Genomic DNA, 13,854 nt, shown 5'->3' on the forward strand with positions numbered 1-13,854 from the left:
GTTCCCGACGGCTAGAACCGTCGGCAACACTCACGACCGCCGCGGGCGCAGGACGACCGACCAGGTGGTGAGGTCGGTGGGGGCGGTGATGTTCCGCGCGGTGGCGAACGGCTCGTCGCCGCCGCTCACCGGGCACCCCGGTGCCGCGTAGGCGAGGAAGTTCCAGTGGCGCTGGCCAGGGCTCGCGGGCAAAGTCGGCGTCCTCGTTCCCGCGTCGCCGTTCAGCGGGAAGCAATGGCTCCAGTCGCTGACCGGCCCCGGTGCGGATCCTCGGTAGGCATAGAGGCTTTGCGCGCCCGACGGCACGGTCACCCGTACCGCGATGTCCGTGTCAGGGCTTCCCGACGAAGCCGTGATCACCACGACGCCGGCGAGAATGACGGTGATGAATCCGGCCACGGCCTTGATCGCGGGGTCCATGGCCGGTCAGGTGAGTTCGAACGTGGGCCGGTACAGGTCGTGCCAGTGGTACAGGTCGAGGATGCGGTCGACGCCCCGGCGCACGCTGGACGGGGTCGCCGCCGGATCGAGGCCGATGGCTTGCTCGGCCCAGTGGCGGTCGATCAGGTTGTCCGCCGGGTCCTGTGTGGACGGACACGATGCCTTCAACCGCGCCTGCGCCGAGCGCGGGACCACGTGCGCCGTCGCGTGGCGAAGCAGGCTCTTTTCCTTGCCGTCGAAGGAGCAGCCCGTGAATCCGCACATCGGCCGTTACCGGGGAACGGCGATGATCGCCGTAGTCTCGGCCGGCAGGGCCGTGACCTTCTCGACCGCGAACCCGGCACGGGCAAGCAGCTCGGTGTATTTCTCGAGGGTGCGGTGCCTGCCTCCGTTGGTCATCAGCAGGTGCAGGTCCCACAGCGACGGGAGTACGGTCGGCGACTCGTCGGTCACGACACGTTCGAGGATGATCAGCCGCGACGGTGAACCCGCCATCGCCGCCAGGCAGTTCGCGAAGACTCCGACCACGGCGTCATCGCTCCACCCTGCCAGCACGCGGCAGAGGAAGTAGACATCACCGCCCTCGGGAACGGACTCGGTCATGTCACCGCCGACCAGTTCGACCCGATCGAGGCCGACCGTGGATCGCAGGTTCCGCTCGGCCACCGGGATGACGTGCGGACGGTCCAGTACCTTCGCGCGGGCGTCGGGCACGGCGGCGAGTATCGCGGCCGTGAGCTGACCTGGTCCGGCACCGACGTCGACGAACGTCTTGCCGGCGAGGTCGATGGCCTCGGGCACGTAGTCGAAGAACAGGCTGCCAGCCTTCATCGCGAGCTGGAATCGTTCGCTGAGCTCGGCATTGCCACTGAGATGTTGATAAAGCGGTTCGCCGTATTCTATTTCGAAACCTGCCGTTAATGTGGAGATCGACTGGGAGGCGTGTCCCCATGCGGTGTAGAACTCTTCGCCGTAAAGCAGGCACATTTCCCTGAGGGAATCCGGTGTGTCCGTGAGCAGGTCGCTGACCGGCGTGCCGCGGTAGCCCGTGGCGCCGTCACCCTCGAACACCCCCATCGCAACGAGCAGCCGCATGAGCCGATGGATACCCTCGGGCTGGGCGCCGGTCGCGGCGGCGAGCTCGTCGTCGGTGTTCCGCCCGGCGCCGATCAGGTCGGGGATGCCCAGCTTGACGGCGGTGTAGAGGCACTGAGCGCGCCATCCGCCGGTGATCACATCGACTACTTCCTGAGCTGCCTTCAAGTCGACCTTCACGACTGCCATCCTCCTCCGGCCCCACTGACGGGCTCCAGCTGTTCTAGTGGCGAGCGGAAACCCAGGTCAACGCCCTTGGCAATAGTCGCGTGTTCTTTCGTGAATATGCGGAATCTTCGGTGGATGAGGACTTTTTTAGGCACTTTACGGATTGCAGAAAACGCTCCCCGAGCATGAACTGACATCTTCGCGTGATGGCTCGAGACGGGCGCAGGCGACTGGTCTGGCAAGTATTCGCGGTTCACCACGACTATGACATGGAAGGACCCGTATGACCGGCATCCCGACCATCGCTCCCTACCGGTTGCCCGCGGGCGCCGACCTGCCGCCCTCGGTGGCCTCGTGGAAGATCGATCCCGACCGCGCCGTTCTCCTCGTCCACGACATGCAGCGGTACTTCCTGCGGCCGATCCCGGCGCCGACGTCGGAGGAGCTGGTGCGCAACGCAACGACCGTGCACCAGCGGTGCCGGGCCGCGGGCATCCCGGTCGCCTACACCGCTCAGCCTGGCGGGATGTCCGAAGTGGACCGTGGGCTGCTGAAGGAGTTCTGGGGCAGGGGCATGAGAGTCGATCCCGCCGACCGCGAGATCGTCAAGTCGCTGGCGCCCGAACCGGGCGACTGGCGGCTCACGAAGTGGCGCTACAGCGCCTTCCACCGCACCGATCTGCTCGACCGGATGCGCGAATCGGGCCGCGATCAGCTGGTCATCTGCGGCATCTACGCCCACGTGGGTGTGCTGATGACCGCGGTGGACGCGTTCACCCACGACATCGAGCCGTTCCTGGTCGCCGACGCGATCGCCGACTTCTCCGAGGACCACCACGCGATGGCCCTGCGCTACGCGGCGGCGTGCTGCGCCGTCGTGCTGGAGACCGGCGAGGTGCTGTCATGACCGACCTGCTGGACCTGGTGCTGGCCACGCCCGAGTTGCCGTTCGCCGTGCTGCACCGGCCACACACGACCGGCCCCTCGCGGCTGGAAGTCCTCGTCGGTGAAGTCTCGTCGGTGCCGACGCTCGCCGACATCCCGCTCGGGGATCCGGGCCCCGGCCCGCGGACGCTGGCCGTGGTCCCGTACCGGCAGGTCCGCGAGCGTGGCCTCGAGTGCGTCGACGACGAGGCGCCGTTGCTGGTCATGCGGGTACGCGACTACGCGGTGCTGTCCAAAGTGGACGTGCTCGACCGGCTGCCCACCCGGCCCATCGAGCTGTCAGGCACGCGGTTCGACCTCGACGACACCACCTACGCCGACATCGTGCGGAAGGTGATCACCAGCGAGATCGGCGAGGGCGAGGGCGCGAACTTCGTGATCAGGCGAGCGTTCCTCGCCGAGATCGAGGACTACGCCCCGGCGGTCGCGCTCGCTTTCTTCCGGCGGCTGTGCGAGCAGGAGGCCGGCGCGTACTGGACATTCGTGCTGCACACCGGTGACCGGACGTTCGTCGGAGCCACCCCCGAGCGGCACGTCAGCCTCGCAGGCGGTGTCGCGACGATGAATCCGATCAGCGGCACGTACCGGTATCCCGCCGGCGGGCCGACGGTGTCCGGAGTGCTCGAGTTCCTCGCTGACGGCAAGGAGATCGACGAGTTGTACATGGTGCTCGACGAGGAGCTCAAGATGATGTCGCGCGTGTGCGACGGCGACATCCGGGTGATCGGCCCGCGGCTGAAGGAGATGACGCGGCTGGCGCACACGGAGTACTTCATCGAGGGCCGTTCCCACAGTGACGTGCGTCAGATCCTGCGCGAGACGATGTTCGCGCCGACGGTCACCGGCTCTCCGGTCGAGAACGCGTGCCGGGTGATCAAACGACACGAACGCCGCGCCCGCGGCTACTACAGCGGCGTCGCCGCCCTCATCGGCAACGACGAGTCCGGCAGGCAGAGCATGGACTCGGCCATCCTCATCCGGACCGCGGAGATCGACCCGGCAGGCCATGTCGAAATCGGGGTGGGTGCGACGCTGGTGCGTCACTCCGACCCGGTGTCGGAAGTCGCCGAGACCCGGGCCAAACTCGCGGCACTGCTCTCGGCACTGCAAGACCGCCCGCTGCCGTTGCGGGAGCATCCTGAGGTCGAGGCCGCGTTGGCTAGGCGCAACAATCGCCTCGGCTCGTTCTGGTTCACCGGTGGCGACCCGTGTCCCGACGTCGGTAAGCGGGCACTCGTGATCGATGCCGAGGATACGTTCACCTCCATGATCGCCCACCAGTTGCGGGCGCTCGGATTGCGGGTGACCGTGCGGCGTTTCGACGACGACTATTCGGCGGACGGCTACGACCTCGTGGTGCTCGGGCCTGGCCCCGGCGATCCTCGCGATGTCGCACACCCCAAGATCGCGCATCTGCGGAGTGTGGTGTTCTCGCGGCTCAGCCGGGGCGAGCCACTGCTCGCCGTGTGCCTGAGCCACCAGGTGCTGTGTTCCATGCTCGGACTGGATTTGCTCCGGCTCCCGGCGCCGAACCAAGGCGTGCAGCGTGAGATAAGCCTGTTCGGCCAGCGAGAAACCGTCGGCTTCTACAACACCTTCGTCGCGGGCAGTGCGTGCGACGAAGACGCCCACCCGCTGGCCGGCCCGATCCAGATCAGCCGTGATCCGAGCACCGGCGAGGTACATGCCTTGCGTGGCAGGGCTTTCGCGTCCGTGCAGTTCCATCCCGAATCCGTGCTGACCGCCGACGGGCCCGGCATCATGAGCAGGCTGCTCGCGGCCGTGCTGCCGGTCGCCCCGGTACTGCAGCCATGAAGGCCGTGATCGCCTGGTGGGACCTCGCCGGATCCACGCAGACAGTCGCGTCTTTGCGTACGGCGCTGCACCGCGACGGTGTGGAGGACTGGGCGTCGATACCCGGCCTGGTCTCGAAGTTCTGGTTCTCCGATCCGGTGGCGGGGCGGTGGGGCGCGGTCATGGTCTTCGCCAGCGCCGACCACGCCCGCCTGCCGTTGCCACCCAACAGGGCGGCGGCGCTGATCGGCCGCCCGCCGACGGTGCGGCTCGTCGGCGATGTCGAGGCACTCGTGACAGGCCCAGCCGTTCCGGAAGGAGATCGGCCATGGCAGTGAACGCCGCACACGCGCGGATCGGCCCGGAGTTCGCCCAGCCGCCACGCGACCCGCTGCCGCTGCTGCGGGACTGGTTCACCACGGCCGCGGACCGGGGCGTGCGTGAACCCGGCGCGATCGCGCTGGCGACCGTGAACCCGGACGGAGAGCCGACCAGTCGGATGATCCAGCTCAGCCGGTTCACCGGACGAGGCCTGGTCTTCGCCACTCACGCCAGTAGCCGCAAAGGCCGCGACATCGCCGACGCCGGACGCTGGTCGGGAGTGGCATACTGGCGCGAAACCAACCAGCAGGTCACCTTCGGCGGGCACGCCCATGACGCGGGTGACGCCGTCGCCGACGAGTTGTGGGCTGGGCGTCCCGTCGCCGCGAACGCCATGTCGGCGGTGACCCGGCAAAGTGAACCACTCGGGGACGCGCGTGACCTGCCGGCGCGTGCCGAGGCACTCGCCGAGGGCGGCCCGGTGCCGCGGCCCGGCCACTGGGTCGCCTACGAACTCGTCGTCACTCACGTGGAGTTCTGGCAAAGCAGCGCCGACCGGCTGTACCGGCGGTTGCGCTACGACCTCACCGAGTCGGGCTGGGCCGCCGTGCGGCTGCAGCCCTAGCCGGGATCACACGTGGAAAACACCCTTGGCGACGAGTACCGCGGACCCGGAAACGTCCACCGTGTCCACGCGGTCCCGGGCGCCGTGCATGGTGGCGTACATAGTGGACATACGTCCCATCTCGACGCCTTGGTGGATCTCGATCTCCGTCCCGGGCGCCACCAGCCCGTGGCGCACCAGGTGCACCGCCAGCGGCCCGGCCGCCGAACCGGTCGCGGCGTCCTCCGCCACTCCGTAAGCGGGCGAGAACATCCGCAGCCGCCACGTCGGGCCCGATCCGGCGAAGCAGTTGACCGCGACGTCCGGGTGGTGCGCGAGCGCGAGCAGGTCGGGCCGCACCCGCGAGAGCGCCGGGATGTCCGGCAACCCGACGAAGACATGCCGCGGGCCGTTGCGGTACACCTCGACCGGCAGCACCGACGACGTCAGCTCCAACGCCTTCAGCACCTCCTCGGCCCGCGCGTACGGTTCCCACACCGGGTTCGGCTGACGCATCCGCGCCGAGACGACCCGGCCGCCGACACGAGTCAGCTCGAACGGGATCACGCCCATGCCCGTCTCCATCAGCAGACGGTCCGACGGTGCCGAGTCGCCCAGCGCGATCGCGGTGCCCAGGGTGGGATGGCCAGCGAACGGCAGCTCGTTCACCGGGGTGAAGATACGCACCCGGACGTCACCGCCCGCACGCGGCGGCAGCACGAAAGTCGTCTCGGACAGATTGAGTTCCCGCGCGATGAGCTGCATTTTTTCACCCGGAAGATCAGTGCCATCGAAGAAAACGGCGACCGGGTTTCCGCGCAACGGCGTGTCGGTGAAAACATCGACGATCACGTAATCGTGCATGAGCCGCACAGTATTGTGTGGGTCTGTCGAAAAGCAAGCCCATGCTCCACATTCCACAGGAAGGTCCACAATGGAAAACTCGTTCACTGACGGCGCGGAAATCCGGAAGCAGAATCGGGCCGTGGTCGAGGACTACCTCAGCCGGACCGGGGAAACCCGGCTCGACCGGTACCTGCTCTTCGCCAAGGACGGCAGCGCGGGACTCTACACCGCCGACACCACCGAACCGGTCGTGTCCACCGGGCACGAGAAGCTGAAAGCGCACGGTGAATGGTCACTGCGCATGTTCCCCGACTGGACGTGGTTCAACATCCAGGTCTTCGAAACGCAGAACCCGTCGCACTTCTGGGCAGAGTGCGACGGTGAAGGCCAGATCCTTTACCCCGGTTACGCTCCAGGGCTCTACCGGAACCACTTTCTTCACTCATTCGAGTTCAAAGACGGCCGCATCTCCAAGCAGCGCGAGTTCATGAACCCCTTCAACCAGCTGCGAGCACTGGGCATCGAGGTACCGACCATCAACCGCGGCGGAATCCCCACGTGATGACGGGGACCGGCTTCATCGCGTGGGTATCGGCAGGCGGTCATGTGGTAGCAGCCCGAACTGACGCAGCCGGTCGACGGCGGAGAAAGGTTGGATGCCGAGGCCGGACATGTTGTAGGCCATCAGGTGCAGCAGCCGGGGGTTGGCAGCGGTGCGGCGGAGTGCCCGGCCGCCGAGCCCGCGTGCGAGGGGCGAGGTGGCCGTGATGAGCCGGGCGGCCCGGTGGCTCATCCGCTGGTTGTGAGCCAACGCGGGCATCCGGTCCGCCTCGTAGGCGGGCAGTGCTCTGTCGACGGCGCTCGCCAAGTTCGGTGCGTCGCCGTAGTGCTCGGCCAGCCGGTCCGCCAGCGCGCAGGCGTCGGCTATCGCGCAGCCCAGTCCTTGGGCCGCCATGGGGTGCACGACGTGCGCGGCGTCGCCTGCCAGTGCCAGCCCTGGCGCGGTCAGCCTTTCCGCGAGAAAGCGTGACACCGGAAGCACTTGGGGCCTGCTCGGGGTCGCGGGCAGTGCGTCGCTCAGCCAGCCCAGCGCCGGAACCTCCGACACGAGACCGTCGTACCAGGACCGTGCGCTGTCAGTGCCGCGCAGCTCGTGTGGTTCGACCTGGGCGTATACCCTGACGCGATGGCCGGGAAGTGGATAGACGAGCCGCAGTCCCCGCGGGCTCCGATAGGCGGTGAACGCCTCGATCGCGGTCGAAGCGGTGACTTCGAAGGTGGCCAGCCGGTGGGGGTAGGCGTGCCGGAGGCCGGTGATTCCGATGGCCTTGCGCAGCGTCGAGGACACGCCGTCAGCGGCCACGACCAGCCCGGCCCGTACGTGGTACCGCCTGCCGTTCTCGGTCAGCCACGCGCCGTCGACCCGGCCGTCGCTCATGGTGAGTTCGCCGACGACGGTGTCGCGGCGCAGGGAGACCGTGGACGGCAGGCTGTCGCCGAATGCGTGAAGGATGCCCGGGTAGTCCTGGGCGAGCAGGTGCCTGCTGCCCTCGGGCAGGTCGCCGTAGTCGATGGCGAGCAGGGGCGTTCCGCGTTCGTCGCTGGTGACGAGCCGGGAAAGCCGCAGCGCGCCTTGCTCGTCGAGCCGGGAAAGCGCGCCCCAGGAACGTAGCGCCGGCAACGCGGACGGCTGGAACACTTCGCCCTTGGCGACCGGGCGGATGCCCGGCTGCTTGTCCACCACCACGACCCGCAGGCCCAGTGCCCCCAGCGCGCACGCCGTGGCCAGCCCCGCGACTCCCGCGCCGCAGACCAACACGTCGGTCATCCGGCCGCCGCCTTCCGGTAGGCGCCGAGCGCGCGCAGCGCGAGGCCGTTGGTGATCGCGGTGTTGAAGTAGCGATAGCAGTTGCGGATCCACTCGCTCACCGGAGCGGCGGGCCAGGTGCCGTCGGGCGACTGGGCGTCGAGCAGCCAGCGCACCGCGCGGATCGCGACGGGATCGGCGGAGGGCAGGCCGGCCTGCAGGAGCGCGCGCAACGCCCATGACGTTTCCTCGACCGTGCCAGGGTTTCCCTGTCCGCCGTCCGACCACGATCCATCCGGGCGCTGAGTGGTGAGCAGCCATCGTTTCGGGCCGGCCGTCTCGCCGCCGGCGCGCGCCAGCGCCTCTAGCACCACTGCGGTGCCCGCGGTGTGGTTGCGGTACCACATCGCCTCGAACCGGCCATCGCCGTCCTGCTGGGTGTGCAGCCAGCCGACCGCGCGCCGGACGCGCCGGTCACCACTGTCCACACCGGAATCGAGCAACGCGCCGATGGCCTGTGCGGTGATGAAAGGGTCGGCGCCGATGTTGGGCGCGACGGTCTCGGGCACGCACAGGCTCCATGAGCCACGGCGGTCCTGCTGTCCGGTCAGCCAGGCCGCGCCTCGCGCGACCGAATGGTCCTTTCGCGACAACCGGGCCAGTAACGCGGTGACCTCCGCCGTCTCCAGCGCCATCGGCCAGCCGTGCCCGGTTCCGTAACTCCAATACCCAGGCGGGCTGGCGAAGGCGGTGAACGGCTGGATGCCCTGGCGGGACCGCAGCATCGCGATCGTGCGCGCCAGCCGCGGATCGTCACCGTAGCCGGCCTCCTCGAGCCCGGCGGCGGCGAACACCGACCAGGTGATGTCCAGCGGCATCATGTCCCAGGACCCGTCCGGATTGACGGTCGCGATCAGCCGCCGCCTGATCGCGTCGACCACCTCCGGTGCCTGCCCACCGCGCGCGAGCCCGAGGCAGATCATGGACGCGGGCCATGGATCGCCGCCCAGCTCACCAGTGCCGCCTTCGTGTTCGTGCATCTGGCGGATCACCGAGACCGCGCGCCGTGCGGCCAGGCCGCGGGCAGCCGGCTTGAGGCTGAGCGCGGCGGCCACCGGGAGCATCACCGCGAACATCCGCCGTGCCCAATACGGGAACAGGAACAACGCGGTCGGAATGCTCCGTACCGCTTCGGGTTCGAGCCAGCCCGCCAGCGAGTGGAAGAACTTGCAGAGCGCGCTGACGGCCTTGCTCGGCACGGCGTCGAGACCGCCGTAGCGGTCGAGCCACGCCCGTCCGGCGAGCACGGCGGGATCCGGCGCCCGGCGGCCTGCGACGTGCAGCGCGACCGTGGCCATGACGGTCGGCAGCACTTCGCTGTCCACACCGGAAACCGTGGCCCAGCCGCCGTCGGCGCGTTGGGCCTCGCGTAGCCAGGTCGAACCTGCCCGCACCAGTTCACCTGCGTCCGGGTCCGTCAGGAACAGCGTGATGACCGCTGCCGCGGTCGACACTGTGGAGGACCAGTCGGCGTCGGTGCGGATCACCCCGTCCGGGCGGATCGCCGAGAACAGTGCGGCGGCGGCCCGCTCGATGCCGTTGCCCAGCGGGTCGATCTCAGGCACGGTGTCCCTCCGGGAACTCGTACGGCGCACGCATCCGGCGCTGCGTAGGCAGTGTCAGCGCCAGCGCGGGTATCAGCACGATGAATCCGATCTTCGGTGGGAGCAGCGCGGCGGCCAGCAGCAGCCGCTCGATCACGAGCAGTTCGTGTGCGCGGAGCGCGCGACCGGGCGATACCGTCCGAAGTGTCCACAACGAGGCGACACCGAAGGCCGCCGCACCAAAGAGCAGCGCGGAATCCGGCACGACGGCGAACACCATGACGACTGCCGCCGTGTACAGGATCGCGACCAGGCGCACGGTGGCTCGCACTCCGTACCGGACCGGGAAAGTCAGGTAGCCGCCGCGCTCGTCGCCGTCGATGTCGCGAAGTGTGCCCACCAGGTTCGAAGCCGTGTCGTGGCACAGGAACGCCAAAGCCGCGAGCATCGTCATGGGTGGTGGTACGGGATGGGTCAGCATGGAACCACACACCAGTGCGAGTCCCGTCGCGGTACCGCGCGCGAAATTGCCGTACAGGCCATGGCTTTTCAGGAACGCGCCGTACGACACCATCACGACGACCGTGAGCAGCGCCAGCAACGAGACCCGCCAGTTCACGACCAGCAGGGTGGCCAAAACGAGACCGGCCAGCCCGATCCCGGTCGACCGGGCCGTACGCGCGGGCAACCGGCCGGAGGGGATCGGCCGTTGAGGCTTGCTGATCGCGTCGAGTTCCCGGTCGAAGTAGTCCCCGAGGTAGTGGCCCGAAACCCAGCCGAGAGTCGCGGCCGCCCAGGCGAGTGCCAGCTGGGCCCAGGAGGGCTGGCCGGGTGGCAGCGCCGCTCCGGCCATACCGACCAGGCCGGGATAGGCGAGCGTGTACGGCCGCCAGGTCTGCACGTGTGCCGACACCATCGCTAACAGTCCCGGTCGACGCAGAGCCTGGCGACCGAAGCGAGAAACTCGGTGCTCGGTGAGACAGGGAGACCGGCCAGTGCGTCGATCGCTCGATGGGCCTCCTCTGTCGCATACCGCCTTGCTCGCTCGATCGCGCCCATTCCGTGCAGCAGCTCGCTCATCCGGTCCAGCGCGTCGGCTGATCCACCGCGCAGCAAGGCGGAAATCTCGGCCTGCCGCACGCGGTCCGCCATCTCGTACCCGACCAGTACCGGAAAAGTCGGCCGTCCGTTGGCCAGATCGCTTTCGGCCGACTTGCCCGTCGTCGTGATTTCCCGAAGGTACGGCAGGAGGTCGTCGTACATCTGGAACGCGTTCCCGACGTGATGGGCATAGAGATCAAGGGTTTTCCGCTGCGCCACCGAGCCTTCCCCCAGTACGCACCCTGTCACGCACGCCGCCCGGAACAGGGCGCCGGTCTTCCAATCGATCATCGAGAGGTAAGCGGACACCCCCATGTCGAGTACGCCTTGCTGCTGGCTTTCGGCGATCTGGCCACGACACAGAAGTACGCCGGCAGTACCTAGCAGGTGCAGTGCGGTGACGACCGCGGCGGCGGGCACGCCACGCTCCGCACACTCGGCGAGCGCCGTCACCGACATCATGAAAAGACTGTCGCCTGTCACGATGGCGTCCTCGACACCGTATCGGGCCATCACGGACTGCCGGCCACGGCGCATCCGGTCACCGTCGATGATGTCATCGTGGATCAGGGACGCGCCGTGCAGGTATTCCACGGCGAGCGCGGCGGGCAGCACCTTCGTACGGTCCCCGCCGACCGCCGCCGCGGACTCCAGCAGCAGGAGCGGCCGGAGCAGTTTCCCTGTGGGCAACAAGGCGTGCTGGGACATCTCGTCCAAGCGGTCCTGGCTGACGGACCAGCGTAGCTCGAGTTCCTGCTGCACCAGGCGCAATGACTGCTGCGGAGTCTCCAGTACGACGCTCATGCCGGAAACTCCCTCATGGCCTCGATCAGACTCTTGTTCTGCTCCGGTGTACCGACACTGATCCGCACTCCGAGGCTTGCCACCTCACGCACGAGAATTCCTCGCTCCGCGAGGAATGCCACCAGCGGCTCACCCTCGCCGGGCAGCCAGAGAAAGCTGGCGTGGCTGCGAGGTATCTCCCAGCCCAGTTCGAGCAACGAGGCGCGCATCGCGTCCCGCTCGGCACAGATCTGAGCGACCGAACGGCGCATCTCGACCTCTGCCTTCAACGCGGCGAGAGCGGCAGCCTGGCCGGCGCTGCTCACCAAGAACGGCAGCAAGGTCATCCGGAGTCGTCCGATCAACTCCGGGGCCGCGATCGCGTATCCCACCCGCAACCCGAACAGCCCGTACGCCTTGGAGAACGTGCGCACGACACACACGCGGGGATCGGTGCGGAACAACTCGACCCCGTCGGCGCACTCGTCACCGAACTCCCGGTACGCCTCGTCCAGCACCACGGTGACGTCATCGGGAAGACCGCTCAACACACGTTCGAGCTCTTCGGTGCGCCATCTGGTTCCGGTGGGGTTGTTCGGATTGCACAGCACCAGCAGCCCGGTTGTCTCGTCAACGGCCGCGCGGAGCGCCTCGAGATCGACTGCCGCCGGAACCGCCTTCGCGCCTGCCATCAGTGGATACATCTCGAAGGAGGGCCACGGATGCACGACCTTGCCTTCGCTGAGCAGGAACAGTCCCTGCAGCACTGCTGACGAACCGGCACCGACCAGGACATTCTCCACCCCGACGGAAAGCTGTTCGGCGATCGCCGCCGAGAGCTCCGTACACAGCGGATCAGGGCTACGGCCTGCCTTCAGCACGGCATCCGCGACGGCAAGCGCAACGCCGGGAAGCGGCTCAAAGGGACTCTCGTTGAGCGACAGCCGGAAGAAATCATGCGCCGGTCCGCCTAACGCGGCACGATGCCAATCCTGATTCATCGGCAGAGTATCCGTCCCTGTTCGCGAAGTCGACCATGCGCGATTTAACGAAAACTCCCGGCGGCTGCCGAATTGAGGAATTGCTGTGTGCAGGATGGTAGCCAATTGCAGACAAGTCAAAGGAGGCGGAATGTCACTTCCGGCCTATCCCGCGGTGCGGACCGGGTGCCCGTTCGATCCGGCCCCCGACTATTCGGACATCCGTGACGGACCTGGCATCGCCAAGGTGCGGATGTGGAATGGCACCACCGCATGGGTGGTGACCCGCTACGACGACATCCGGGCGATCCTCGCCGACCGGCGCTTCAGTGCTGATGGCACCCGAGATGGCTTTATCCAGTTCGCGCCGGGTGTCAACGCCCAGGTGTCCACTTTCATACGCATGGACGACCCCGAGCACGCCCGCCTGCGCAAGATGCTGGCCCGCAACTTCACCGTCCGGCGTGCCGAGTCAATGCGGCCGGAGATCCAGCGGATCACCGACGACCACGTGAATCGGCTGCTGTCGCTGGGCCCACCCGCGGACCTGGTCACCGAATTCGCGTTGCCCGTCCCGTCGCTGGTCATCAGCAGGCTGCTGGGCGTGCCGTACGAGGACGCAGACCTGTTCCAGGCCAGCACCCGGAAGATCATGAGCTGGGCTTCGAGCGCCGAGGAGGCGGCCGGCGCGTTGGCCGAGCTCGGTGCCTACCTCAGCGACCTTGCCGATCGGAAGGCGGCCGCTCCTGGGGACGATGTGATCAGCACGCTGGTCACAGAACGGGAAAGCGCAGGTGAGCTGTCCCGTCAGCAACTCGTGCTGATGGCGGTCCTTCTGCTGATCGCGGGGCACGAGACCACAGCGGGCACGATCTCCCTCGGTGTCGCGGCGCTCACCCAGCACCCGGCCCAGCTCGCGGCGCTGAGGGCCGATCCTGGCCTCATCACCGGCGCGGTGGAGGAGGTGCTCCGCTACGTCTCGGTTGTCCAAAGTGGACTGTCTCGGATCGCGACCGAAGACGTCGAGATCTGCGGCCAGGCACTGACCGCGGGCGAGAACGTGATCCTTTACCTGCCCGCGGCCAACCGCGATGAAAAGGTCTTTTCCGATGCGGCGAAGTTCGACATCCACCGCGCGGGCGACGGCAGGCACCTCGGCTTCGGCTTCGGCCCGCACCAGTGCCTGGGGATGTCACTGGCCCGCGTAGAAATCCAGATCGCCATCCGGACACTGGTCGAGCGCATTCCCACGCTGGAACTTGCCAGGCCGTTGGAGGAACTTCCGTTCCGGGACGAAATGTTCGTTTACGGCCTGCACGAACTCCCCATCACCTGGTAGCACCCCGGCGGACCCCGGGTCGTGAG

At 67.8% G+C, this 13,854-nt stretch carries 15 protein-coding genes; 6 read left to right on the top strand and 9 right to left on the bottom strand.

The window, feature by feature from the left end; translation table 11 throughout:
* Window positions 1–30: 30 nt before the first annotated feature.
* The 3 genes from ACFV15_RS45305 to ACFV15_RS45315 are packed head-to-tail and all read right to left on the bottom strand — an operon-like array spanning window position 31 to window position 1,725.
* Complete coding sequence (locus tag ACFV15_RS45305) at window positions 31–420, bottom strand: hypothetical protein (RefSeq protein ID WP_378359328.1); 390 nt, start codon at window positions 418–420, stop codon at window positions 31–33.
* Window positions 421–426: 6 nt separating this feature from the next.
* Window positions 427–705, bottom strand: coding sequence for a hypothetical protein (locus tag ACFV15_RS45310; RefSeq protein ID WP_378359329.1), 279 nt, complete (start codon window positions 703–705; stop codon window positions 427–429).
* Window positions 706–711: 6 nt separating this feature from the next.
* Window positions 712–1,725, bottom strand: a complete 1,014-nt coding sequence (locus ACFV15_RS45315; protein WP_378359331.1) for a methyltransferase — start codon at window positions 1,723–1,725, stop codon at window positions 712–714.
* 262 nt (window positions 1,726–1,987) lie between these two features.
* Here ACFV15_RS45315 and ACFV15_RS45320 point away from each other — a divergent pair, with 262 nt between their 5' ends.
* From ACFV15_RS45320 to ACFV15_RS45335, 4 genes are read left to right on the top strand one after another with little or no spacing between them, the layout of a single operon-like run.
* Window positions 1,988–2,611 (top strand): isochorismatase family protein, encoded by a 624-nt coding sequence (locus ACFV15_RS45320; RefSeq protein ID WP_378359333.1) that lies wholly within the window; start codon window positions 1,988–1,990, stop codon window positions 2,609–2,611.
* The gene (locus tag ACFV15_RS45325; RefSeq protein ID WP_378359335.1) at window positions 2,608–4,464 is read left to right on the top strand and encodes an anthranilate synthase family protein; all 1,857 of its coding nucleotides are present in this window, start codon (window positions 2,608–2,610) and stop codon (window positions 4,462–4,464) included. The genes ACFV15_RS45320 and ACFV15_RS45325 overlap by 4 nt, the downstream gene beginning before the upstream one ends.
* Window positions 4,461–4,781 carry a hypothetical protein gene (locus tag ACFV15_RS45330; RefSeq protein ID WP_378359336.1) on the top strand — a complete coding sequence of 107 codons (321 nt, stop codon included), beginning with the start codon at window positions 4,461–4,463 and terminating at the stop codon, window positions 4,779–4,781. Before ACFV15_RS45325 ends, ACFV15_RS45330 begins: the two co-directional genes overlap by 4 nt.
* Window positions 4,772–5,389: a pyridoxal 5'-phosphate synthase gene (locus ACFV15_RS45335; RefSeq protein ID WP_378359338.1), complete on the top strand. Its 618-nt coding sequence runs from the start codon at window positions 4,772–4,774 to the stop codon at window positions 5,387–5,389. Before ACFV15_RS45330 ends, ACFV15_RS45335 begins: the two co-directional genes overlap by 10 nt.
* A gap of 6 nt (window positions 5,390–5,395) precedes the next feature.
* Here ACFV15_RS45335 and ACFV15_RS45340 read toward each other — a convergent pair whose 3' ends face one another.
* Window positions 5,396–6,232 carry a PhzF family phenazine biosynthesis protein gene (locus ACFV15_RS45340; protein WP_378359340.1) on the bottom strand — a complete coding sequence of 279 codons (837 nt, stop codon included), beginning with the start codon at window positions 6,230–6,232 and terminating at the stop codon, window positions 5,396–5,398.
* Between the two features lie 70 nt (window positions 6,233–6,302).
* Between ACFV15_RS45340 and ACFV15_RS45345 the strand changes: the two genes are divergently transcribed.
* Entirely contained in the window at window positions 6,303–6,776 is a 474-nt protein-coding gene (locus tag ACFV15_RS45345; protein WP_378359341.1) for a PhzA/PhzB family protein, read from the top strand.
* 15 nt (window positions 6,777–6,791) lie between these two features.
* Here the strand turns inward: ACFV15_RS45345 and ACFV15_RS45350 are convergent, their stop codons facing one another.
* The 5 genes from ACFV15_RS45350 to ACFV15_RS45370 are packed head-to-tail and all read right to left on the bottom strand — an operon-like array spanning window position 6,792 to window position 12,510.
* On the bottom strand, window positions 6,792–8,042 hold the full coding sequence (locus ACFV15_RS45350; RefSeq protein ID WP_378359343.1) for an FAD-dependent oxidoreductase: 1,251 nt from the start codon (window positions 8,040–8,042) through the stop codon (window positions 6,792–6,794).
* On the bottom strand, window positions 8,039–9,646 hold the full coding sequence (locus ACFV15_RS45355) for a prenyltransferase/squalene oxidase repeat-containing protein (protein ID WP_378359344.1): 1,608 nt from the start codon (window positions 9,644–9,646) through the stop codon (window positions 8,039–8,041). The genes ACFV15_RS45350 and ACFV15_RS45355 overlap by 4 nt, the downstream gene beginning before the upstream one ends.
* Entirely contained in the window at window positions 9,639–10,541 is a 903-nt protein-coding gene (locus ACFV15_RS45360; RefSeq protein ID WP_378359345.1) for a UbiA family prenyltransferase, read from the bottom strand. The genes ACFV15_RS45355 and ACFV15_RS45360 overlap by 8 nt, the downstream gene beginning before the upstream one ends.
* Window positions 10,542–10,543: 2 nt before the next feature.
* Window positions 10,544–11,530, bottom strand: a complete 987-nt coding sequence (locus tag ACFV15_RS45365; protein WP_378359347.1) for a polyprenyl synthetase family protein — start codon at window positions 11,528–11,530, stop codon at window positions 10,544–10,546.
* Window positions 11,527–12,510: an aminotransferase class I/II-fold pyridoxal phosphate-dependent enzyme gene (locus tag ACFV15_RS45370; RefSeq protein ID WP_378359349.1), complete on the bottom strand. Its 984-nt coding sequence runs from the start codon at window positions 12,508–12,510 to the stop codon at window positions 11,527–11,529. Before ACFV15_RS45370 ends, ACFV15_RS45365 begins: the two co-directional genes overlap by 4 nt.
* A gap of 130 nt (window positions 12,511–12,640) precedes the next feature.
* On the opposite strand from ACFV15_RS45370, the gene ACFV15_RS45375 reads away from it, so the two are divergent.
* Window positions 12,641–13,828 carry a cytochrome P450 gene (locus ACFV15_RS45375; RefSeq protein ID WP_378359351.1) on the top strand — a complete coding sequence of 396 codons (1,188 nt, stop codon included), beginning with the start codon at window positions 12,641–12,643 and terminating at the stop codon, window positions 13,826–13,828.
* Window positions 13,829–13,854: the final 26 nt, after the last annotated feature.

The organism is Amycolatopsis sp. NPDC059657 (assembly GCF_042734395.1).
Taxonomy (GTDB): domain Bacteria; phylum Actinomycetota; class Actinomycetes; order Mycobacteriales; family Pseudonocardiaceae; genus Amycolatopsis.

Coding starts and splice junctions, on each gene's coding strand:
- ACFV15_RS45305 (WP_378359328.1), bottom strand. CDS start 420: ATGGACCCCGCGATCAAGGCCGTGGCCGGATTCATCACCGTCATTCTC.
- ACFV15_RS45310 (WP_378359329.1), bottom strand. CDS start 705: ATGTGCGGATTCACGGGCTGCTCCTTCGACGGCAAGGAAAAGAGCCTG.
- ACFV15_RS45315 (WP_378359331.1), bottom strand. CDS start 1,725: ATGGCAGTCGTGAAGGTCGACTTGAAGGCAGCTCAGGAAGTAGTCGAT.
- ACFV15_RS45320 (WP_378359333.1), top strand. CDS start 1,988: ATGACCGGCATCCCGACCATCGCTCCCTACCGGTTGCCCGCGGGCGCC.
- ACFV15_RS45325 (WP_378359335.1), top strand. CDS start 2,608: ATGACCGACCTGCTGGACCTGGTGCTGGCCACGCCCGAGTTGCCGTTC.
- ACFV15_RS45330 (WP_378359336.1), top strand. CDS start 4,461: ATGAAGGCCGTGATCGCCTGGTGGGACCTCGCCGGATCCACGCAGACA.
- ACFV15_RS45335 (WP_378359338.1), top strand. CDS start 4,772: ATGGCAGTGAACGCCGCACACGCGCGGATCGGCCCGGAGTTCGCCCAG.
- ACFV15_RS45340 (WP_378359340.1), bottom strand. CDS start 6,232: ATGCACGATTACGTGATCGTCGATGTTTTCACCGACACGCCGTTGCGC.
- ACFV15_RS45345 (WP_378359341.1), top strand. CDS start 6,303: ATGGAAAACTCGTTCACTGACGGCGCGGAAATCCGGAAGCAGAATCGG.
- ACFV15_RS45350 (WP_378359343.1), bottom strand. CDS start 8,042: ATGACCGACGTGTTGGTCTGCGGCGCGGGAGTCGCGGGGCTGGCCACG.
- ACFV15_RS45360 (WP_378359345.1), bottom strand. CDS start 10,541: ATGGTGTCGGCACACGTGCAGACCTGGCGGCCGTACACGCTCGCCTAT.
- ACFV15_RS45365 (WP_378359347.1), bottom strand. CDS start 11,530: ATGAGCGTCGTACTGGAGACTCCGCAGCAGTCATTGCGCCTGGTGCAG.
- ACFV15_RS45370 (WP_378359349.1), bottom strand. CDS start 12,510: ATGAATCAGGATTGGCATCGTGCCGCGTTAGGCGGACCGGCGCATGAT.
- ACFV15_RS45375 (WP_378359351.1), top strand. CDS start 12,641: ATGTCACTTCCGGCCTATCCCGCGGTGCGGACCGGGTGCCCGTTCGAT.